Origin of the sequence: Mesorhizobium sp. YR577 (assembly GCF_900116595.1) — a bacterium.
Classification (GTDB): Bacteria; Pseudomonadota; Alphaproteobacteria; order Rhizobiales; family Rhizobiaceae; genus Mesorhizobium_M.
Genome location: NZ_FPBI01000003.1, coordinates 105,628 through 127,753, shown reverse-complemented (window position 1 = coordinate 127,753; position 22,126 = coordinate 105,628). Strand labels below are relative to the sequence as shown.

Sequence of the window (22,126 nt, the reverse complement as noted above, 5' to 3'; positions counted from 1 at the left end):
TCTCTATCCAGTCGTGTTCACCACGGGCTTAGGCGTTCCTTGCCGTGTCAGCGCGTCGATGGCGTTGTCGACGCTGTGGAAGATCATGTTCGGGCCAAGCTCGCCGGCGATCCCGAACCGGGCAAGTGCTGCCTGCGCCCGCACCGATTCCATGCGGGCGATGCAGAAGGTAATGCCCCGATTGCGGCAATATGCGATCAGGCCCGAAAGCGCCTGTGCGGCGGTGTAATCGATATCGATGACGCTGCTCGCCTCGAATATCACATGCTTCACGCTGCCAGCGCGGGCATCGATCATGGCGCGAAAACCGCGGCCGAACTGATCGGCATTGACGAAGGAAAGCGGCGCCTGGAAGGCAGCGACCAGTACACCCGGAACCCGCTCGCCCTTCGAGCCGGAACTCGGCGGCCACCAGATCGACGTGCCCGGAACATTCTCGAACTCGATCGCACGTGCCTGCGTGGTGCTCCAGATGCCGTGCAGCAGCGAAAGGCCGATGCCGATGGCCACGCCGATCTCGATCGGCAGTGCGACGATGGCAATGGCGGTGATGGCAATCAGCAGGAATTCGATCGGCGCCTGCGGGAAGGTACCGGCAAAGGTCTGCCAGCGCAGGATGCGCTGGGCGACGAAGAGCAGGATGCCGGCAAGTGCGGCGTCTGGCACATTCGCCAGAAGTCCGCCGCCGAACAGCACCAGCATCAGCACGATCGCCACGGCCAGCAGCCCGCTGATCTGCGAGCGGCCGCCGGTCTCTGACACGATGGCCGTGCGTGGCGGGCTGGCATTCACCGGGAATGCACCGATCAACCCGGCAAGCAGGCTGCCGGCGCCGACGCCGACGAAATCGCGGTTGACGTCGGGGCCGCTGCCGTCCTGACCGGCAAAAGAGCGCGTCGTCGCCGCGGTCTGCACCATCACGATCATCGCGATCAGCAGCGCCATCGGCACCAGCGTGCGCAGATCCTCAAGCCCCACCGCGGGCACCGACAATTTTGGCAGCCCCTCCGGCAGCACCCCAAGCACATGAACGCCGCGGCCGGTCAGGCCGAACAGCGTCACCGCCAGCGTTGCCAGCGCAAGCGCGATCAATGCGCCGGGTATGCGCGCGCTGATCCGCTCCGAGAAGAAGACGATCAGGAAGACGCCTATTCCCAGGGCGATGCTGTAGGGATTGATCATGTCCCAGTCGGCAGCGATGGCGCTGACACGATCGAATACGCTGCCGCTGCCGCCCGGCAGGCCGAGCAGCGCCGGCAATTGCGAGATGACGATGTGGATGGCGATGCCGGCAAGGAAGCCGGCGGTCACCGGCACCGACAGGAGATCGGCGATCCAGCCCATCTTGAGCAGGCCGCCGGCCGTTACGATCGCGCCCACCATCAGCGCCAGCATGGCAGCGTAAACCGCATATTGCGGCGAGCCGGATGTGGCGATCAGCGCTAGCCCACCGGCAAAGATCGGCGTGATCGTCGAATCCGAGCCCGACGAGAGAAAGCGGCTTGCGCCGAACAGCGCGAAGGCCAGCGAACCTGCCATGAAGGCGAAGAAACCGATCTCCGGTGAAAAATCGCCGAGACGCGCAGTCGCCATCTGTTCGGGTATGGCGATCGCGGCCAGCGTCAGTCCGGCAGTGACATCGCCGCCGAGATATTTCGGGCTCCAGCCTTGCATCGAGCGGAATGGAAGCCAGGACTTCCAGCTCGACCCGGTTCGGATATCGCCGTCCGCCTGCATGCGCCGCTTCCCGGATCGTGGCTTCCTTGCACGGCTCGCATGCCGGCGAGCAAGAGCCTAGCGCATAAGCCGAAACACGGGAAGGATGTGCATGGATTCAAAGTGTTAGACTAACCGCGAGCGCGCGACCCATGCAGCCGCGCGCTTGTCTTGTCAGGCCGGGTTCTCCAGCGTGAACATGTCGGACGCCTCGTCATAGGCGAACAGCTCGGCATAACGCGCCCAGCTCGTCACCGCCCGCACGGTCTGCTCGGCGTTTTCCTCCGACATATGGTCCTCCAGCTCGTCGCGGAAACGGCGCGCAGGGGCCACATGACCTGACCGCTCGTCCAGTACCCGGCGGATATGTGCTGCCAGCGGCACATGCGTCGCCAGCTGCATCGCAAACAGCCGCTTGCGCTCATCGACGTCGCCGTCGGCAAAGCGCTTGCCTGCCGGCTTCAGGCGGATGTCGCCTTCGGCCAGTTCGGCGAAGTGCAGCAATTGCAGCGTCTCGGCGATCGGAAACAGGTCGTCGATCTCAAGCTGCAGGCTGGCTGCCAGCGGCGGCAGGTCGGCCTGTCCGCGATAGGGCTCGGCGGCGATTGCTTCCATCAGGCCGGCGAGCAGGTTGGTCGAAACGCGTGGCAGCACCATTGCTATCCCGGTGCCGGGGAAGATGCCGCCGCGCGCCGGTTCGGCCACGCCCTTGCGCGCAGTCATGCGGGCGTAGATGTCGTCCACCAGCGCCCGGAATGCCGGATCGAGTCGGTCGCGCGGCTGTGGCAGGTCGATGCGGATTTCGGCTGCCACGCGGCCAGGATTGGACGAGAAGATCAGCACGCGGTCGCACATGAGCACGGCCTCCTCGATATTGTGCGTCACCATCAGGATCGACTCGATCGGCATGCGGCCTTCCGACCACAGGTCGAGCAGGTCGGTGCGCAGCGTCTCCGCCGTCAGCACGTCGAGCGCCGAAAACGGCTCGTCCATCAGCAGCACCTTCGGATGCACGACCAGCGCGCGGGCAAGCCCGACACGCTGGCGCATGCCGCCCGAAAGCTCCTTCGGATAGGCGCTTTCGAAGCCGTCGAGGCCGATAAGATCGATGGCCTCCAGCGCGCGCTTGCGCCGCTCGGCCGGTGCCACGCCACGCGCCTCGAGCCCAAGCTCGACATTCTGCAGCACGGTCAGCCAGGGAAACAGCGCAAAACTCTGGAACACCATGGCAACGCCGTCGGGTGTGCCGGTGACGGGCACACCCTCGAAGGTGATGGTGCCTCCGGTCGGCTTGATCAGCCCGGCGATCGAGCGCAGCAGCGTCGACTTGCCCGAGCCGGAGCGGCCGAGCAGGCCGACTATTTCCGACGGCCGCAAGGTCAGTGCGACATCGTCGAGCACGACGAGGCGATCCGCGCCGCCATTGTCATAGGTCTGGCACACGCCCTTGACGTCGATGAGGGCGGTTTCGTTGGTGGTGATTGCAAGGTTGTTCATGATCGGTCTCCCGAATTGGAATGGATTCAGTCAAGGCGCAGACGGCGCTCGGCGAAAACGTAGAGCGGGCGCCACAGCAGGCGGTTGAACAGGGTGACGAAGAGCGACATCACGGCGATGCCGAGCACGACGCGAGGAAAATCGCCCGCTTCCGTCGCCTTGGCGATGTAGGAGCCGAGGCCGTAGGCCTCGAGCTTCGTGTTGCCCCAACTCGCCAGCTCGGCAACGATGGAGGCGTTCCAGGAACCGCCCGAAGCCGTCAGTGCGCCAGTGACGTAATAGGGAAAAATCCCCGGCAGCATCACGTTTCGCCACCAGCTCCACGAGCGCAGCTTGAACACCGAGGCAACCTCCTTGAGGTCGGACGGGAAGGCGCTGGCGCCGGCAATGACGTTGAAGAGGATGTACCATTGCGTACCCAGGATCATCAGCGGCGACAGCCAGATGTTGGGGCTGGCGCCGGTGGCGACGATGGCGAGCACTGCGAATGGAAACAGCACATTCGCCGGAAACGCGGCGAGAAACTGCGCCAGCGGCTGCACCCGTTCCGCGACCTTCGGCCGAAGCCCGATCCATACGCCGATCGGCACCCAGATCACACTGGCGAGGGCGATCAGCACGATCACCCGCAGCAGTGTAGCGAACCCGCCGCCGAAGGCCTGCGCAACGTCGTCCCAGCCCAGCTCGCTATGAATATAGTGTGCGGTGAAGATGGCGCCCGCCGTAGCCAGCACGGCAATGAGGGCAAGCCACAGCCTGTCGCCGAGCCGGCTAAGCTTTTGCGATTCGGCGGTTTGTGCCTTGAGACGCGGGCGGCTCAGACGCACCAGCATCAGCCGCTGCCAAACCCATGCCAGGGGTGCGCCGAGCGACTTGACGAGGCGCGTCCGGCGCAGGAGGTCGTAGACCCAGGAGCGCGGCTTTTGCTGGCTGGCGGTCTGCTCGGAGCGAAACTTGTCGGCCCAGGCGACGACCGGCCGGAACAGCAGCTGGTCGTAGATCAGGATCAGTATGCCCATCGCCAGCACGGCCCAGCCGACGGCAACGAAATCTCGGCTGTCGATTGCCAGCGCCAGCCACGAGCCGATGCCCGGCAGTTCCACCGTAGTGTTGCCGACGGTTATCGCCTCCGAGGCGACCACGAAGAACCAGCCGCCCGACATCGACATCATCGTGTTCCAGATCAGCCCGGGGGCCGCGAAAGGTGCCTCCAGCCGCCAGAAGCGCTGCCATGCCGAAAGGCCGAAGCCGCGGCTGACCTCGTCGAGATCGTGCGGCACCGTGCGCAGCGACTGGTAGAAGGAAAACGTCATGTTCCAGGCCTGGCTGGTGAAGATGGCGAAGATCGACGCGCATTCCGCGCCCATCTGGCTGCCGGGAAACAGGCCCATGAAGAAGGTTACGGTGAAGGTGAGGAAGCCCAGCACCGGCACCGACTGCAATATGTCGAGCGCCGGGATGATCACCTTTTCGGCGCGGCGGCTCTTGGCGGCGAGCGTGGCGACGACGAAGGTGAAGACCAGTGAGGCGATGATGGCCGCGAACATGCGCAGCGTGGTGCGCAGCGCATATTCCGGCAGGTTGGCCGGGTCGAGCGTCACCGGCTGGGTGGTGAGCAGTTCGGCCGATCCACGCATAGCGGCTGCGCCATGGGCGAGAAGCACCAGCAGTGCCGCCATGATCGACAGCGCGACGATGTCGTGGATGTTTGGCACGATGCGGTTGCGTGCCAGCCGGGTGGCGTCGCTCAGCGACGCGCGATTGTGAGGCAGGAAGACCATGATGATCCCTCAAATTCCTGATGCTGCGGAGTAAGGTCGAATGGACGCGCGAAAGTCCGCGCCGCGAACATGGTCGTTCGCGGCGGGCGCATCCTCCTGGCGATCAGGAAGAAGGAATTTCTGATGCGTACCGAAAGGTCAGGCGGCGAGAAGCAGTCTGACGCTTCGACTGACGCCCTCTTCGGAAACGGTGTTTTTCTCGCGCGTCCAGCGGCATTCGAGATGCCCGTTGGCCGGGCTGCGCTGCCAGCGGCAGGTCAGCGCGGTCTGGCCGATAGCCGCGTTGGCGGGCGGCTTAACTGGCAGAATGCGCTTGCGGACGACCGGCGTGGCACCCATGGAAAAGCGCACGGCGGGACGATCACGGAAAAAGAGGATGATGGTGTTCATGGCTCACCTCCTGGTCCAGCAGGACCCGGAAGCAAGCGGACAGACCGTTAGGCCCTGGCGCTCACCCGGCGGGACATGCCGGACACAATCTTGACTGACGATGTTGTTCGAACCGGGCCGGTGGCCTTGTCCGAACAGCGACTAGGGTAACTGTCCATAACCTGTTCGATCTGTTGTTGACGGCCTCGATTGCTCGAAGCGGGGGTGGCATACGCCCGTGGCAATTGGCGTGTCAAGCACGAAAGGGCCAGTCGCCGGAACGTGATCAGGGCGTGCGTTTTAGTGAGATGACAAAGAGCCCCGCGTCGTCTGCCTCGATGCGCAGATGCGACGATGTTTCAGTGAGATGAAGCGTGTCCAGAGGACCCAGTTCCGCTGTTTGGCCATCGGTCACAATGCGGGCATGCCCCGAGTGACAGAACAGCAAGGCTTCCGAATCCTCTAGCGGCAGCTTGGTCGAACCGGAGGCTCTTAGCCGTCTCATCGAGTGTGTAAGCTTGCCCCGCCGCGTCATGATGTTGAGGTCGGTAACACCCCCGCCGATCAGCTCGGCATTGGTCGGCGCATCGCCGGGGAAAGGCAGCGGCTCGGAGCGAGCGGTCAGTTCTGCCGGCTCCATGCCTTCGATCGTCAGCAGCAAGCCGTCGCCGTCGAGCACGGCAAGCGTCCGGTCGATGCCCGGAAATACCGAGAACGGCCCGCCGCTCTCCACCCGCGCCATCGACAGCCGCCAGTCGAAATCGCCGGTGGTTGATCCCTCCGGCGAGATCGCAATCTCCGTCGTTTCACCGCCGCCATTCTTCCACGGCATGCGGCGATGCTCGGTAGCGCGGATGATGCGCATCAGCCGAGAATGCCGGGCAGATTGAGGCCATGCTCCTTCGCGCATTCGATGGCGATATCGTAGCCGGCATCCGCATGGCGCATGACGCCGGTGGCCGGGTCGTTCCACAACACGCGCTCCAGGCGTCGTGCCGCATCCTGTGTCCCGTCGGCGACGATGACCATGCCCGAATGCTGCGAAAAGCCCATGCCGACGCCGCCGCCATGATGCAGTGACACCCAGGTCGCGCCCGAGGCGCAGTTGAGCAGCGCGTTGAGCAGCGGCCAGTCGGAAACGGCGTCCGAGCCGTCCTTCATCGCCTCGGTCTCGCGGTTGGGCGAGGCGACCGAGCCGGAATCGAGATGGTCGCGGCCGATCACCACCGGCGCTTTCAGCTCGCCCTTAGCCACCATCTCGTTAAAGGCGAGGCCGAGCCGGTGGCGGTCGCCGAGGCCGACCCAGCAGATGCGCGCCGGCAGGCCCTGGAAGTGGATGCGCTCGCGCGCCATGTCGAGCCAGTTGTGCAGATGATGATTGCCGGGCGTCAGCTCCTTCACCTTGGCATCGGTCTTGTAGATATCCTCCGGATCGCCCGAGAGTGCTGCCCAGCGGAACGGACCGATGCCGCGGCAAAACAGCGGGCGGATATAGGCCGGCACGAAACCCGGAAAATCGAAGGCGTTCTCCACGCCTTCCTCCAGCGCCATCTGGCGGATGTTGTTGCCGTAGTCGACGGTGGGAACGCCCTGCTTGTGGAATTCGAGCATGGCGCGAACATGCCCGGCCATCGAGGCGCGTGCCGCCTTGTTCACCGCCTTCGGGTCACGCTCGCGCTTCTCTTCCCACTCGGCGACCGTCCAGCCCTGCGGCAGATAGCCGTTGATCGGATCATGCGCCGATGTCTGGTCGGTCACCGCGTCCGGTCGAACGCCGCGCCGCACCAGTTCGGGAAACACGTCGGCGGCGTTGCCGAGCAGCGCGACGGAAATCGCCTTCTTGTCCTTGGTGGCCTTGTCGATGATCGCCAGGGCGTCGTCGAGGTCCTTCGCCTGTACATCGACATAGCCGGTCTTCAGCCGCATCTCGATGCGGCTCGGCTGGCACTCGACGGCAAGGCAGGAAGCGCCGGCCATGGTCGCGGCCAGCGGCTGCGCGCCGCCCATGCCGCCGAGCCCGGCGGTCAGGATCCAGCGGCCGGAAAGGTCACCATTGTAGTGCTGTCGGCCGAGCTCGACGAAGGTTTCGTAGGTGCCCTGAACGATGCCCTGGCTGCCGATATAGATCCAGGAGCCGGCCGTCATCTGGCCGTACATCATCAGCCCCTTCCTATCGAGGGCGTTGAAATGATCCCAGTTGGCCCAGTGCGGCACGAGGTTGGAGTTGGCGATCAGCACGCGTGGTGCGTCCGCATGAGTGCGGAACACGCCCACCGGCTTGCCCGACTGCACCAGCAGCGTCTCGTCGTTTTCGAGCTGCTTCAGCGCGCCGACAATGCGGTCGAAACTGTCCCAGTCGCGCGCGGCGCGGCCGATGCCGCCATAAACCACCAGTTCGCCGGGCTTTTCGGCGACGTTCGGATCGAGATTGTTCATCAGCATGCGCAAAGGCGCTTCGGTCAGCCAGCTTTTCGCCGAAAGCTCGGTGCCGGTGGCAGCGCGGATGGTGCGTGAATTGTCGATGCGGCTGTGTTGGGTCATGTGGCCTCCGAAAGAATGGCCGCGCTTCAGGTGCGCGCCCAGCCAAGTGCGGTTTCGAGAATGTTGGTCAGCGTCTTGCGCATGGGTGCGGCGAAGTCGGGATCGTAAGGCACCGGCCAATTGTCCGGTCCGACCGGCCCGATCGGCTCGCGCATGTAACCGCGGTTGGAAAGCTCCATCTGCAGGGCATGGACGCCGTCAGCCGGGTTGCCGTAGTGGCGCGTGATCCAGCCGCCCTTGAAGCGGCCGTTGACGACCCAGCTTTTGCCGCCGCCGGCGATGATGTCTGTCACCAGCTTTTGCAAAGCGGGATCGGCGCTTTTGCCGTCGTTTGTTCCGAAATTGAACACCGGCAGTTCACCGTCGAACAGGCGCGGAATGACCGAGCGGATCGAGTGGCAGTCATAGAGCACGACCTTGGGGTGAAGCGCGCGCAGCCGCTTGAGTTCCGCAGCCAGCGCCGCATGATAGGGCTCGAAATAGGTTTGACGCCGGCGGTCGATGTCTGCCGGCGTAGGCTCTTCGCCGACGCGGTAGAGCGGATCGCCGTCGAATGTCTCGGTTGGGCAGAGACCGGTCGTCGTTTGGCCCGGATAGAGCGAGACGCCGGACGGGTCGCGGTTGACGTCGATGACCGTGCGCGAGATCGCCGTGTGCACGACCGTCGCACCGAGCCCGGCGGCGAAATCATAGAGCCTGTCGATCCACCAGTCGCAATCGCGTTGCCCGAGCCAGCGCGACGTGAGTTGCGGTTCAATGTCGACCAGGTCGATGCCGGTATGCGGCAGGCTGACGAGCAATGGAGCGTTGCCGCGCGTGACTGTGAGCCAGGATGGCGTGGTCATGCTGCATCTCCCCCAATCTCCGGCAGCTTCACCGCGCCTGCCGCCTCAATCACCGCCCCGCTGCGCACCAGCGCGATCGCCTTTTCCATGTCGGGATGGAAATGCCGGTCTTCGTCGAGATGCGGCACCTTGGCCCGGATCGCCTTGCGCACCGCTTCAAGCGGCCCGCTGGAAGCCAGCGGCGCATGGAAATCGCAGCCTTGCGCTGCCGCCAAAAGCTCGATGCCTATGACGGCGGTAGCGTTTTCCACCATGCCGATCAGCCGGCGCGCGCCATGCGCAGCCATCGAGACATGGTCTTCCTGATTGGCCGAGGTCGGAATGGAATCGACGCTTGCCGGATAGGCTTTCTGCTTGTTTTCGGAAACGAGAGCCGCCGCAGTCACCTGCGGAATCATGAAGCCCGAATTCAGGCCCGGCTTCGGCGTCAGGAACGCCGGCATGCCCGACAACGCCGGGTCGACCAGCATGGCGATGCGCCGCTCCGACAGCGAGCCGATCTCGCAGACGGCGAGCGCGATCATGTCGGCGGCAAAGGCCACGGGTTCCGCATGGAAATTACCGCCGGAAAGTGCGGTGCCATCCTCGGGAAAGATCAGCGGGTTGTCGGTGACGCCGTTGGCCTCGGTTCCCAGCGTGTCGGCCGCCTGGCGCAGCACGGTCAGGGCCGCGCCCATCACCTGCGGCTGGCAGCGCAGGCAGTAAGGGTCCTGCACGCGCTCGTCGCCGATGCGATGGCTTTCGCGAATGGCACTGCCGGCCATCAATGCGCGCAAGGCGTCGGCACTGTCGATCTGGCCTTTATGCTTTCTCAGCGCGTGGATGCGCGGGTCGAAGGGTGCATCGGAACCCTTGGCGGCATCGGTCGAAAGCGCGCCGACAACAAGCGCCGAATGATAGAGCACTTCCGCCTCGAACAGGGCGGCGAGTGCATAGGCCGTCGAGAACTGCGTGCCGTTGAGCAGCGCCAGCCCTTCCTTGGCGCCGAGCGTCAGCGGCTCCAGACCATGCGAGACGAAGGCCACCTTGGCCGGCACGCGGCCATGCGGCGTAAAGCATTCGCCAACGCCGATCATCGCCGCAGTCATATGCGACAGCGGCGCAAGGTCGCCGGAAGCGCCGACCGAACCTTGCGCCGGCACCACCGGAATGACGTCCGCCGCCAGCATCGCTTCCAGCAGCGCAATGGTCTTGGGTTGAACGCCCGAAGCCCCCTGCGCCAGGCTGGCAAGCTTTAGCGCCATCATCAGCCGCACGATTGCCACGGGCATCGGCTCGCCGACGCCGGCCGCGTGCGAAAGCACGATGTTGCGCTGCAGCGTCTCGAGATCGGCCGCGGGAATGCGCACGCTGGCAAGCTTGCCGAAGCCGGTGTTGATGCCATAGACCGGCTCGCCCTTGGCCACGATCTTGGCCACGGTGTCGGCGCTGGCCTTGATCTTCGGCCTGCAGCTTTCATGCAGCTTAGGCACGGCGCCGCGATAAATGGCGCGCCAGTCGGCGAGGGTCGCGTGGCCGGGGTTGAGAACGAGATCAGTCATGAAAAACCTCCGGCGAGACGGAGGCTGATTTACCCCCACCCCTTACCCCTCCCCACAAGGGGGAGGGGGTTTCTGAGACGCTGACGACCCCCTCCCCCTTGTGGGGAGGGGTAAGGGGTGGGGGTGCTGACACGTTCACTCGCCCCTCCAAACTCTTGCATGCAGCGGGTTGAACCCCATGCGATAAACCAGCTCGGCCGGGCGCTCGATATCCCAGATGGCGAGGTCGGCCCATTTGCCGGCTTCCAATGTGCCGGTTTCGGCTTGCAAGCCCAGCGCATGCGCTGCCTCGCGGGTCACGCCGGCGATGCACTCGTCCACCGTCATGCCGAACAGCGTAGCCGCCATGTTCATGGTCAGCAGCAGCGAGGTCAGGGGCGAGGTGCCGGGGTTGCAGTCGGTGGCGATTGCCATCTTCACATCATGCTGGCGAAACAGCGCTACCGGCGGCTTCTTCGTCTCGCGGATGAAATAGAACGCACCGGGCAGGATGACCGCGACCGTGCCGGCCTTGGCCATCGCTGCAGCGCCTTCCTCGTCGGTATATTCGAGATGATCGGCCGACAGCGCGCCATAGTGCGCGGCAAGAGCAGCGCCATGCAGGTTCGAAAGCTGGTCGGCGTGGAGTTTTACCGGCAGGCCGAATTCCCCGGCCTTGTCGAAGACGCGGGAAATCTGCTCCGGCGAAAAGGCGATGCCTTCGCAAAAGCCGTCGACGGCGTCGGCGAGTTTTTCCGCGGCGATTGCCGGCAGCATGTCGTTGATGACGCGGTCGATAAACGCGTCCTTGTCGCCTCTCGCTTCGGCCGGCAGCGCATGCGCGCCAAGGAAACTCGTCCGCACCGTCACTGGCCGCTCGTCGCCCATGCGCCGTGCAGCCTTCAGCGACTTGCGCTCGTTTTCGAGGTCGAGCCCGTAGCCGGATTTGATTTCGATGGTGGTAACGCCTTCGGCGATCAGCGCGTCGAGACGGGGCAGGGTCTGTGCGACCAGTTCGTCTTCGCTCGCCGCTCGTAGCGACTTCACCGACGAGACGATGCCGCCGCCGGCCTTGGCCACCTCTTCATAGGTCGCGCCGGCCAGCCGCATCTCGAACTCGTTGGCGCGGTTGCCGGCGTGAACCAGATGCGTGTGGCAGTCGATCAGGCCGGGGGTGATCCAGCGGCGTTCGCAGTCGACGGTTTCGGCCTTTTCGTGCAAGGCGGCAGGAAGATCGCTCTCAGGTCCGGCATACATGATGCGGCCGCCTTGAGTGGCGACGGCGCCGTTCTCGACAATGCCCAGGCCCGGCGTGCGCTCGGCGAGCGTCGCAAGGCGCGCATTCCGCCAGATGCGGACGCTGTTCGACTGGCTTCTGTCCCGTTCCGGCATGATCTTTTCCGTTTCCATCCCGCCCGCATATGTATATACATAATGAGGATGGACGCAAGCGTCTTGCTGATGGATTATACGCGAATTGGAGGGCGGGGCCGATGGCGGCAATCTTTGCGGAAAATGTCCTGCTGGCAGGGGGCTGGAAACACAATGTCCGGCTGGCCGTCGAGGCAGGGCGCATCGTCAGCATCGAGCCCGATGCTGCGCAGCAAGTGGGCGACGAGCATCACGCGATCATCCTTCCCGGCATGCCGAACCTGCACAGCCACGCCTTCCAGCGCGGCATGGCCGGACTTGCCGAGACGCGCGGCCCGTCCGCCGACAGTTTCTGGTCGTGGCGCGAGGTCATGTACCGCTTTGCGCTGTCGATGACGCCGGAGCAGGTCGAGGCGGTCGCCGCCCAACTCTATGTCGAGATGCTGGAAGCCGGGTTTTCCCGCGTCGGCGAGTTTCATTACCTGCATCACGATATCGACGGCGGGGCTTATGCCGACATCGCCGAAATGGCCGCACGCATTGCGGCGGCGGCGCAAAGCACCGGCATCAGTCTCACGCTGTTGCCCGTCTTCTATGCCCATTCCGGTTTCGGCGGTGCCGCGCCCAATGAAGGCCAGCGCCGTTTCATCAACGATTTCGACAGTTTTGGCCGCCTGCTCGAGGGTGCCCGTGCTGCGGTAAAGAGCCTGCCCGGAGCTGTCGTCGGCGTCGCCCCCCACAGCCTGCGCGCCGTCACGCCCGAGGAGTTGGCCGCCGTCACGGCGCTGACGGACGGCCCCATCCACATCCATATTGCCGAGCAAATGAAGGAGGTCGAGGATTGCATCGCCTGGTCGGGCGCGCGCCCGGTGCAATGGTTGCTCGACCATGCGCCGGTCGATGCCCGCTGGTGCCTCATCCACGCCACCCATATGCTTGATGCCGAGACCATTGCCATGTCGAAAAGCGGTGCGATCGCAGGGCTTTGCCCGGTCACCGAAGCCAATCTCGGCGATGGCACTTTTTCTGCGCCGCGGTTCATCGAACATGGCGGCCGCTTCGGCATCGGCTCGGATTCGAATGTGCTGATCGGGATTTCCGACGAACTGCGCCAGCTCGAATATTCGCAGCGGCTTTTCCATCGCCAGCGCAATGTGCTTGCTGTTGCCGGCGGCTCCAACGGTCGCGCGTTGTTCGATGCGGCTTTGACCGGTGGGTCGACCGCCCTCGGCGCGGGTCCGGCGCAAATAGCCGTCGGCGCATCAGCCGATTTCATCTCGCTCGACGCCGGGCATCCCTCGCTTGCCGGCAAGTCGGGCGATGGCATTCTCGACGCCTGGATATTCGCCAATGGAACGCGTATCGACAGTGTCTGGGTCGGCGGCAGGAAGCTTGTCTCGGGCGGGAGACATTTCCAGCGCCAGACCATTGCTCAAAACTTCCGAACAGTGATGATGCAGCTCTCCGCCGGGTGAGTGGCGAAGCTGGATAGGGGAAACACGGTGGAAGCGGTGAAGGAACAGGAAGCGACGTCGCTGCACCAGCGCATCCTCGCCGATATCAGCGACCGCATCCTTTCGGGTGAATGGGCGCCCGGCCACCGCATTCCATTCGAGCACGAGCTGACCGAGCAGTATGGCTGTTCGCGCATGACGGTGAACAAGGCTCTGTCGCAGCTCGCCAAGGCAGGGCTGATCGAGCGCCGGCGTCGTTCCGGCAGTTTCGTCCGCCGGCCGCAGTCGCAGGCCGCCATCCTCGAGATACACGACATCAAGGTCGAGGTTCAGGCGCTTGGCCTGCCCTACCGCTACGAGCTCGGCACGCGCCAGAAGCGCAAGAGCATGGTCCAGGACCGTGCCCTCATGGATCTCCGCCCATCAGGCCTTATCCTCGACCTGACCTGCCGGCATTTCGCCGGGCAACGCCCCTTCTGTCTGGAAGAGCGGTTGATCAATCTGGCGGCCGTGCCGGAAGCGGCGGATGAAATGTTCGAGGATACCGCGCCGGGGCCGTGGCTGATCGCCCGCGTGCCGTGGAGTGCCGCCGAACACCGCATCAGAGCAAGTTCCGCCAGCGATGAAGTGGCTGATGCGCTGGACATCGAAGTCGGCTCTCCCTGCCTCGTTGTCGAGCGCCGCACCTGGAGCGCCGAGCATCCGGTCACCCATGTCCGCTTCACCTATGCCGCCGATAGCCACACGCTGGTGGCGCGCTTCACGCCGTCGCAAGGTGGCTAAGACGACATCGGGCTTGCTTGATTAGCCGGTGATAATCCTGTCCATCGGAATATCGTGCGGCTGCGGGTAGATCGTGGCTAGCCGCGCTTGCGCATAGCCGATGCCGATCACCAGCGGCTTCTTCGGCATGGCCGCCAGCGTGCGGTCGAAGAAGCCGCCGCCATAGCCAAGGCGATAGTTTTCGCCGTCGAAGCCGACCAGCGGTGCGATCACCACGGTTGGAAAAACCGCCGGCCCGTTGGACGGCACGAGAATGTTCCAGACGCCGCGTTCCAGCGGCTCGCCGGGAGCCCATTGACGATAGTCGAGCGGACTGCCGGCCTCGATGACCACGGGCAGGGCGATCTTTGCGCCTGCCGCTATCATCTCGTTCATCCAGCCGCGCAGGTCGGGCTCGGCCCTGAACGGCCAGTAGATGCCGATCAGTTGTTTCTCGGGATTCTCAATCGCGCTGGTCAGCGCCGCTGCGATCTTTTCCGTCCGGGCGCTGCGTTCCTCCGCCGGCACAGCCATGCGTTCGTCGATCAGGCGCTTGCGCTCGGCCTTTCGCCAGCGGGCCACATCGGTCCAGGCGACGAGATCGGCGGGCTGGCCGTCCGGCGTCAGCTTATGCATGAAACAAGGCGGAGAAGCATAGCCGCGCGCTTCTGCATCATCTTCGCTGTCCATCGAAAATCCTCCGAAGGCAGCATTGCGCCGTGATCCGCCCCGAGCAAGCGAATAAGGCCGCTGGCCCATATGTTTGGCCGCCTCAGGTCGGCACCAACCTCAAACGGGCAAGGGATCAAATCCGATAAAATCTCGCCGCCGTTCCGCCCAAGATTGCCTCGCGCCCGGCCTCACTCAAGCCGGCGGTCAGCTCATTGGCAACGCGCCACCAGTCGTCATAGGTGGTCGCCAGTTCCACGACCGGCCAGTCGCTGCCGAACATCAGGCGCTCCGGCCCGAATGCCGACAGCAGGGTGTCGACATAGGGTTTCAGCGCCGCCGCCGACCGGTCCGCGCCTGCTTCGGTCAACAGCCCGGAAATCTTGGCGAATACATTCGGCCGCTGCGCCAGCGCTGCCATGTCGCTCGCCCATGGCTCGATGACACCCTTGGCGATGAACGGCTTGGCGCCATGATCGACGACGATTTTCAGCTCCGGCAGCCGGTCGGCAAGTGCTGCGATAACCGGCAGATGGCGAGGTTGCACCAGTGCGTCAAAAGTCAGGCCGAGCGAGGGCAGCGCCTCCAGCACCGCGACCCGATGCTCGGCGAGGATAAAGAACGTGTCGTCGATATCCTGCAGCATCGGCCTTATGCCGCGGAATTTCTGGTGGCCGGCCAGCCGTTTCAGCACCGCAGGCGCGTCCGGCGCATCGAGGTCGATCCAGCCGACGACACCCCCGATCGAGGCTTCTCTCTCGGCGAGTTCCAGCATGAACTCGGTTTCCGCCAAGGTCGCCGCCGCCTGCACGAGAACGGTTTTCTCGATGCCGGCAGCCTTCAGGTGCGGCTGCAAATCGGCGGGCAGATAATCGCGGATGATCGGCGCGACCGGCGGTCCCATCCAGTCATAGTCGCCGCGCGCGATTTTCCAGTAATGCTGGTGTGCGTCGATCCTCACGATGAAACTCCGCGATTGCGCCTATTCGCCGACGGCGATGACGGCCTTGATCAGGCCGGATTTTTCGTGCGCCCATCGTGCGAGATCGCCTGGTGCCTCGCCAAGCGTGGTGCGATGCGTGACGATGCGGTCGAGCGGCACGAGACCGTTCCTGATAGACTCCGCGACATGGTCGAAATCCTCCCGCGTCGCGTTGCGGCTGCCGATCACCATCATCTCGCGCTTGTGGAATTCGGGGTCGGAAAAACTGATGTCGTCCTTGACCACGCTGACGATGACCAGCGCCCCGCCATGCGCGACATGGGCAAAGGAGGACTTGATCGACGCGGTGTTGCCGGTCGCGTCGAACACCACGTCGAAGCCTTCGCCTCCCGTGGCGTGGGAAACGCCCTCTGCTGCCGGCACATCCGGGCCGATGGTCGAGGAAAAGCCCAGCTCGCGCGCGGCGAAATCGAGCCGCTCGGCGCTCATGTCGAGCAGCGTCACCTCATGTCCGGCAATGCGTGAAAAGATCGCCGTGCCGATGCCAATCGGGCCTGCGCCGATGACCAGCGCCCGCGAGCCTGAAGGGGTCAGCGAGCGCCGTACCGCATGCGCGCCGATCGCCAGGAATTCGACGGTTGCCGCGTCGGCTGCCGAGAGCCCATTCGCCGGATAAAGATTGCCGGCCGGGACGAGAATCTCTTCGCACATCGCGCCGTCGGTGTGGACGCCGAGCACCTGGATTTTCGTGCAGCAGTTCGGTTTGCCCTTGCGGCAGGCAATGCAGGTTCCGCAGGCGATGTAGGGATTGATGACGACCGTCTCGCCGACCGGCAGCGAAACGCCTTCGCCGGCTTTCAGCACCGTGCCCGAAACCTCGTGCCCCATGACGCGCGGATATTCGAGGAAGGGATGCTTGCCCTCGAAGATATGATAGTCGGTGCCGCAGATGCCGACATGGCTGACGCCCACCAGCGCCCAGCCGGCGGGCGGTTCGCCGGGAACGGGGCGCTCTTCCAGCACCAGTTCGCCGGGCGCGCGGCACACCAAGGCCTGCATCGTTTTCACAGCCCGGTTCATGCGCTGCCTACTTGCCGCGCCGGCGCAGGCCGTCGAAATAGACGATGACGATGATCAGAGCGCCGGTGATGATGCGCTGCCAGAACGAATTGACGTTCAGCAGGTTGGCGCCGTTGTTGATCGTCGCCAGGATGAAGGCGCCGAGCAGCGGCCCATGCACGGAGCCGATGGCGCCGAACAGCGAAGTGCCGCCGATGACCGACGAGGCGATGGCCTGCAGTTCCCAGCCCTCGGCCTGCGTCGGGTTGCCGATGCCGATGCGCGAGGCCAGCAGCACGCCGACGAAAGCCGCGCACAGCGCCGACAGCGTGTAGGCGAGATAGATGGTGCGGTTGACGTTGACGCCGGACAGGCGCGAGGCCTCGGCATTCGAGCCGACTGAGAACAGATAGCGCCCCCAGCGGCTGTGGTGCAGGAAGATATAGGCGGGAATCGCCACCAGTATCACCATCCAGAACAGGTTCGGCACGCCAAGGAACGAGTTGCGCGAGAATTCCGAAAAGGCGTCGTTCTTGATCGAGATGGAATTGCCGTTGGTCATCAGAAGGCCGATGCCACGCAGCGAGGTCAGCGTCGCCAGCGTGATGATGAAAGGCGGCAGGCCCATTTTGACGATGCCGAAGCCGTGAAAGACGCCTATTGCCACGCCGAGCAGAAGCGTCGCGAGGATCGCCACCCACACCGGGAAGCCGGCGTTGATCAGCATGGCGACGGTGACCGTGCAGAAGCCGACGATCGCGCCGACGGAAAGGTCGATGCCGCCGGTGATGATGACGAAAGTCTGCCCGACCGCGAGGATCGCGATCATCGAGCCCTGCCGCAGGAGGTTTGCGATGTTGATGCCCGACGCGAAGCTCGGCGTGGCCAGCGAAAGGGCGATCCACAGGAGCACGAGCAGCGCCAGCAGGGTCAATCCGAAAAGGATGTTGTAATTCCGCTTCGGCTTCTCGATGGGTGTCGTTTCGGTGCTGGTGGTCATCGGCGTTCCCTGTCGTTCTTTTTGGTTTTGTTGGCGTCACACGCCGATTGCTTCGGTCAGGACTTCTTCGTGGCTTGCCTGTCCATGGGCATGGCTTGCCACCAGCCGCCCGCGGCGGAACACGTGCAGCGTGTCGGCCAGCTCATAGACTTCCGGCAGATAGGACGAGATCAGGATGATGCCCGCGCCCTTCGAAAGCAGGGTCGAGAACAGGCGGTAGATTTCCGCCTTGGTGCCGACATCGACGCCCACGGTCGGTTCGTCGAAAATGAAGAGCTTGGCGCCGTGGTTGAGCCATTTGCCGATCACGATCTTCTGCTGGTTGCCGCCCGACAGGCTGGAAGCCAGCGCGTGCCGGCCCGCCGTCTTGATGCGCAGCCCGCCGATCTGGCGCTCGGCATGCGACTTTTCCTGCGCGCCGGAAATCAAAAGCTTGCTGCTGATGCGCTTGTAGATGGGCAGGTTGAGATTTGTGCCGACCGACAGATTGAGGCAAAGGCCCTGGTCGCGCCGGCTTTCCGGCGCGAGCGCCATGCCGAGCTTCATCGCGTCGTGCTCGTTGCGGATATTTGCCGGCTTGCCGTTCCAGAAAATCTCGCCCGCGCTCTTCTTTTCGCGGCCATAGAGCGTCAGCACGAATTCGCTGCGGCCGGCACCGATAAGACCGTAGAGCCCGACGATCTCGCCCGCCCGCACGGAAAGCGAAACGTTCTCGAAACCCTTGCCGGACAGGTTCTTCGCCTCGACGATCGTCTCGCCCGGATCGAACTTGTCCTTGTGGTAGATCTGCTCGATCGAGCGGTTGATCATCATCCGCACCAGCTCGGCATCGTCGGTCTCGGAAATGTTGCGGGTGCCGACCAGCGTGCCGTCGCGCAGTACCGAGACGCGGCTCGCCAGCTCGAACACCTCTTCCATGCGGTGGCTGATGTAGACGATGGTGACGCCTTCGGCCTCCAGCCGCCGGATCAGCGCGAAAAGCTGCTCGGTCTCCTTGCGGGTCAGGTAGGCGGTCGGCTCGTCGAAGATCAGGAAGCGCGTGCCGCGTATTGTGGCGCGGGCGGCCGCGATGAGTTGCTGCTGGCCGATGGTGAGATCGCCGAGCATGACATGCGCCGGCAGGTTAAAGCCGAGATCGTCAATGATCTTCTGCGCTCGCTGCACCATGGTGCGGCCCTGCAGCATGCCGAAGCGGGTGTCTTCCTCGCCGAGGAACATGTTGGCGGCGACCGTCAGGTGGCGGCATAGCACCACCTCCTGGTGCACGGCGTTGATGCCGAGCGCGATCGCCTCGTTGGGCGTTGCCAGCGCGACCGGTTTGCCATCCCACAGCACCTCGCCTGAGGTGCGCGGGATGACGCCGGTCAGAAGCTTTATCAGCGTCGACTTACCCGCACCGTTCTCGCCGACGATGGCGTGGATTTCACCGGCCTTGAAGGCGAGGTCGACAGGCTTGAGCGCATGGGTGCCGACATATTTCTTTTCCAGCCCCTTCAGTTCCAGGATCGGCTGGCCGGGCACCGCGGCGTCGGGCGCCGGGTGGTCGTGACCGTCAAGTGTCGATAATATCATGACAATCCTCCCGATTGGCATGCGCGGCAACGCCGGCGACATGCCTATCCTAGCCCGTTTCCGTTGCAGGTCGAGTCTGCCCCTCGTCCGCCTGCCGGCACCTTCTTCCCGCAGGGCGGGAGAAGAACGAAGCTCCTACGCCGACGCCTCCCTCTCCCCGTTCTTCACGGGGAGAGGGTAAGGGTGAGGGGCATCTCGACTTAGCTGTTGTTAGTCGAGCTTCGGGTTCAGCAGGGCGTTGATCTTCTCGTCGGCCATGTTGGCCTTCGTCACCAGATTGGCGCCGGTGTCGACATTGGCCTCGACCTTCTCGCCCTTGGATGCGGCAAGTGCTGTCTTGATGCCGTCATAGCCCATCCGGTAGGGGTCCTGAACGACGAGGCCGGAAATGACGCCGTCATTGAGGAACTTGATCAGCTTGTCGTCGCTGTCGAAACCGATCAGCGCCACCTTGCCGGCAAGGTTGTTTTCCGCGATCGCCTGACCGACGCCCTGCGCCATGATCAGGTTGGAGGCGAAGATGCCTTTCAGGTCAGGATTGGCGGTGATCAGGTCGGTGGCGATGTTCAGGCCGGTCGTGGCCTGCCCGTCGGCATATTTGTCGGCAACCAGTTCCAGGCCCGGATACTTGGCCTTGAGCTGTTCCTTGAAGCCCTCGGCGCGCTGCTCGAGCGAACCGGCGCCCGGAAGTGCGGTGATGAGGGCGACCTTGCCCTCGACCTTGCCGCCATTGGCTTCGCCGATCGCGGCTGCAAGACCGTCGGCTGCGACGCGTCCACCCTGAACGTTGTCAGTGGTCAGGAACGAGGTGAAGGCCTTGGAGTCGGCGCCGGAATCGATGCCGATGATCTTCACCTTGCTTGCCGCTTCGTCGATCGGCTTGCCGAGCGCCTTGGCTTCGGTGGGCGAGATGACGATTGCCGCCGGATTGCCGGCGACGGCGTTTTCGAGGATCGAGATCTGGCCGTTGACGTCGGTTTCAGCCTGTGCGCCGAGTTCCGGTACGCTGACGCCGAGATCCTTGCCTGCCTTGCGGGCGCCGGCCAGCACGATCTGCCAGTAGAACGAGGTCGTGTCCTTGACGATGATCGGAATGGTCACGTCGGCGGCCGATGCCGGCAGCGTCGGCGCAAGGCCGAGCATGGCGGTGGCCGTCGCCAGCGCGACGAAGCTGCGGCGGTTGATCAGTGCATTGACGAATTTCATTAGGTTCCTCCCTAAATCGCCTGTTGCAGTGCTGTTCGCTACGGTTCGGCTAGGCGTCTCCAAACCGGACTTTATAGATAAAAAACAGATGCACGTTTTTGTTAGTCCATTCCTGAAGGTGTTGCAAGCGGCGTTTCATGGCCCTCTTCGGCGTCGACAACGATGCTGTGCCTCGGCCTGCGATCGTCTGTGGAGGCTCTAGCCTCCTCCCGTTCCAACGATGAAATATTAATTCCATCGATAGGTCAAGATGGAATTTATGTTCCCTTGATGCGCGGCTCATCCGAACTGCGCCAGCTCCTCCTTGCGCACCACGCCTTTCTTCAGGATGACATTTGCGTAGAGCTGCAATTCGCCCGTGGCGACCACATAGGCGGCCTTGCGCGAGCGCTCGTAAAAGGCGAAGCGCTCCAGCGGTTCGATCTGAAAATTCCCGGCGAGGCGGGTGATGATCTTCTGGAACGAGACGCAGACCGGCGGAACGACATCCGGCGTATCCACCATCGCCATCCGGAACGCCGACGCCGGCGCGAATGTGTCGAGCGGAAAATGCGTCAGGATCGCTTCCAGCAGTGGCTCGGCAAGCACGCCGTCGGCGCGGACGACCGGGCAGCCGAGCGTGCTGGCCGGGAAATTCGCATCGGCAATCACGATCTCGTCGCCATGGCCCATGGTGCGCAGCGCGTGCAGCAATTCGGGTCCGAGCAAGGGGTGAATTCCACGCAGCATCAGGCAAGCTCCAGGGTTAAAGCGGACAGAACGGGGCGTGCCGCGCTTAGAGAGAATTGGCGTTGTCTCATTCGCGCACGGCTCCTGTCAGCGGCGGCTGAACCGTCGTATGCGGCGCGTATTTCTCATAGTCATCTTCAGGAACGTGGACCTTTGGCAGCTCCATGTTGCGCAGGAGACTAGATGTCTTGGCGGTGCCGATGAGCACCGTCGCGACAGCCGGTTCATGCAGGGGAAACTGCATCGCCGCCGCCGCCAGCGGATAGCCGCCCTTCGAAGCAATCGCTTCCATGGCCGCGACCTTGGCAAGGATCTCCGGCGAAGCCGGGCCATAGTCGAAATTAGCCCCCGGCTTGGCGCCTGTCGCCAGTATGCCCGAATTGAAAGCACCGCCGATGACGAGCGAGGTCTTCCTCTGCCGGCACAGCGGAATGAGCTCCGCCTCTGCGGACCTGTCGAGCAGGGAATAGCGCCCGGCGAGAAGGATACAGTCGAGCGGCGCGCGCCGCATCACCTCGAGGCAGATTTCGACCTCGTTGACGCCGAGACCATAGGCCGAGATCACCCCGGCCGATTTCAATTCCTCGAGAGCGTTTACGCCGCCATCGAGAAACTGGCGCAGATGCGCCTTGGTCGTCTCAACGCCGTGGGTGTAGACGCCGATATCGTGGACGTAGAGGATGTCGATGCGGTTGAGGCCAAGGCGGGCATAGCTGAAATCGACCGATCGCATGATGCCGTCATAGCTGTAGTCATATTGCAGCTTGAAGGGCAGCGGATCGACAAAGCCGAGGTTCGGTACCTGATCGGCGGGCGCAGGCGTCAGCAGGCGGCCAACCTTGGTCGAGAGCACATATTGATCGCGCGGCTTGTGGCGCAAATAGTCGCCGAAACGGCGTTCCGAGAGACCGAACCCGTAATGCGGTGCCGTGTCGAAATAGCGTATGCCCGACGTCCAGGCTGCGTCGAGCACAGCCGCTGCATCGGCCTCCGATACCGCTTGGTAAAGATTGCCCAGAGAGGCGCCGCCGAAGCTGAATTCGGTGACCTCAACTGCTGTTTCGCCGATGCGGCGTTTCTTCATCGATGTCC

Annotated in this window: 19 protein-coding genes; 2 read left to right on the top strand and 17 right to left on the bottom strand. The window is 63.8% G+C overall.

Annotation, left to right across the window (positions count from 1 at the left end):
- Nucleotides 1–3: 3 nt before the first annotated feature.
- The 9 genes from BM413_RS05830 to hutI all read right to left on the bottom strand — a co-directional run bounded on the left by BM413_RS05830 (nt 4) and on the right by hutI (nt 11,661).
- Nucleotides 4–1,737, bottom strand: coding sequence for a SulP family inorganic anion transporter (locus tag BM413_RS05830; RefSeq protein ID WP_091911351.1), 1,734 nt, complete (start codon nt 1,735–1,737; stop codon nt 4–6).
- A gap of 153 nt (nt 1,738–1,890) precedes the next feature.
- The gene (locus tag BM413_RS05825) at nt 1,891–3,213 is read right to left on the bottom strand and encodes an ABC transporter ATP-binding protein (RefSeq protein WP_091911349.1); all 1,323 of its coding nucleotides are present in this window, start codon (nt 3,211–3,213) and stop codon (nt 1,891–1,893) included.
- 26 nt (nt 3,214–3,239) lie between these two features.
- The gene (locus BM413_RS05820) at nt 3,240–4,994 is read right to left on the bottom strand and encodes an ABC transporter permease (RefSeq protein ID WP_091911347.1); all 1,755 of its coding nucleotides are present in this window, start codon (nt 4,992–4,994) and stop codon (nt 3,240–3,242) included.
- Between the two features lie 138 nt (nt 4,995–5,132).
- Nucleotides 5,133–5,384: a hypothetical protein gene (locus tag BM413_RS05815; RefSeq protein ID WP_091911345.1), complete on the bottom strand. Its 252-nt coding sequence runs from the start codon at nt 5,382–5,384 to the stop codon at nt 5,133–5,135.
- 265 nt (nt 5,385–5,649) lie between these two features.
- Entirely contained in the window at nt 5,650–6,228 is a 579-nt protein-coding gene (locus tag BM413_RS05810) for a HutD/Ves family protein (RefSeq protein WP_091911343.1), read from the bottom strand.
- On the bottom strand, nt 6,228–7,904 hold the full coding sequence (gene hutU / locus BM413_RS05805; RefSeq protein ID WP_091911341.1) for a urocanate hydratase: 1,677 nt from the start codon (nt 7,902–7,904) through the stop codon (nt 6,228–6,230). The genes BM413_RS05810 and hutU overlap by 1 nt, the downstream gene beginning before the upstream one ends.
- Before the next feature lie 26 nt (nt 7,905–7,930).
- Complete coding sequence (gene hutG / locus BM413_RS05800; RefSeq protein ID WP_091911339.1) at nt 7,931–8,749, bottom strand: N-formylglutamate deformylase; 819 nt, start codon at nt 8,747–8,749, stop codon at nt 7,931–7,933.
- The gene (hutH, locus tag BM413_RS05795; RefSeq protein ID WP_091911337.1) at nt 8,746–10,290 is read right to left on the bottom strand and encodes a histidine ammonia-lyase; all 1,545 of its coding nucleotides are present in this window, start codon (nt 10,288–10,290) and stop codon (nt 8,746–8,748) included. The genes hutG and hutH overlap by 4 nt, the downstream gene beginning before the upstream one ends.
- Nucleotides 10,291–10,425: 135 nt before the next feature.
- Entirely contained in the window at nt 10,426–11,661 is a 1,236-nt protein-coding gene (hutI, locus tag BM413_RS05790; protein WP_091911732.1) for an imidazolonepropionase, read from the bottom strand.
- 101 nt (nt 11,662–11,762) lie between these two features.
- Here hutI and BM413_RS05785 point away from each other — a divergent pair, with 101 nt between their 5' ends.
- Nucleotides 11,763–13,115 carry a formimidoylglutamate deiminase gene (locus BM413_RS05785; protein ID WP_091911336.1) on the top strand — a complete coding sequence of 451 codons (1,353 nt, stop codon included), beginning with the start codon at nt 11,763–11,765 and terminating at the stop codon, nt 13,113–13,115.
- Nucleotides 13,116–13,142: 27 nt separating this feature from the next.
- The gene (hutC, locus tag BM413_RS05780) at nt 13,143–13,877 is read left to right on the top strand and encodes a histidine utilization repressor (protein WP_091911334.1); all 735 of its coding nucleotides are present in this window, start codon (nt 13,143–13,145) and stop codon (nt 13,875–13,877) included.
- 21 nt (nt 13,878–13,898) lie between these two features.
- On the opposite strand, the gene BM413_RS05775 is transcribed toward hutC, so the two are convergent.
- From BM413_RS05775 to BM413_RS05740, 8 genes are all read right to left on the bottom strand, one after another.
- The gene (locus BM413_RS05775) at nt 13,899–14,546 is read right to left on the bottom strand and encodes a 5-formyltetrahydrofolate cyclo-ligase (RefSeq protein ID WP_091911332.1); all 648 of its coding nucleotides are present in this window, start codon (nt 14,544–14,546) and stop codon (nt 13,899–13,901) included.
- A gap of 115 nt (nt 14,547–14,661) precedes the next feature.
- Nucleotides 14,662–15,486 carry an amidohydrolase family protein gene (locus BM413_RS05770; protein WP_348272887.1) on the bottom strand — a complete coding sequence of 275 codons (825 nt, stop codon included), beginning with the start codon at nt 15,484–15,486 and terminating at the stop codon, nt 14,662–14,664.
- A gap of 21 nt (nt 15,487–15,507) precedes the next feature.
- Nucleotides 15,508–16,527, bottom strand: a complete 1,020-nt coding sequence (locus BM413_RS05765; RefSeq protein WP_091911329.1) for a zinc-binding alcohol dehydrogenase family protein — start codon at nt 16,525–16,527, stop codon at nt 15,508–15,510.
- A 28-nt stretch (nt 16,528–16,555) separates the two neighbouring features.
- The gene (locus tag BM413_RS05760; RefSeq protein ID WP_091911327.1) at nt 16,556–17,527 is read right to left on the bottom strand and encodes an ABC transporter permease; all 972 of its coding nucleotides are present in this window, start codon (nt 17,525–17,527) and stop codon (nt 16,556–16,558) included.
- Nucleotides 17,528–17,563: 36 nt separating this feature from the next.
- Complete coding sequence (locus tag BM413_RS05755) at nt 17,564–19,099, bottom strand: sugar ABC transporter ATP-binding protein (RefSeq protein ID WP_091911325.1); 1,536 nt, start codon at nt 19,097–19,099, stop codon at nt 17,564–17,566.
- A gap of 210 nt (nt 19,100–19,309) precedes the next feature.
- Nucleotides 19,310–20,305, bottom strand: coding sequence for an ABC transporter substrate-binding protein (locus BM413_RS05750; protein WP_091911323.1), 996 nt, complete (start codon nt 20,303–20,305; stop codon nt 19,310–19,312).
- A gap of 279 nt (nt 20,306–20,584) precedes the next feature.
- Complete coding sequence (locus tag BM413_RS05745) at nt 20,585–21,034, bottom strand: RbsD/FucU family protein (protein ID WP_091911321.1); 450 nt, start codon at nt 21,032–21,034, stop codon at nt 20,585–20,587.
- Between the two features lie 67 nt (nt 21,035–21,101).
- On the bottom strand, nt 21,102–22,118 hold the full coding sequence (locus BM413_RS05740) for an aldo/keto reductase (protein WP_091911319.1): 1,017 nt from the start codon (nt 22,116–22,118) through the stop codon (nt 21,102–21,104).
- Nucleotides 22,119–22,126 lie beyond the last annotated feature (8 nt).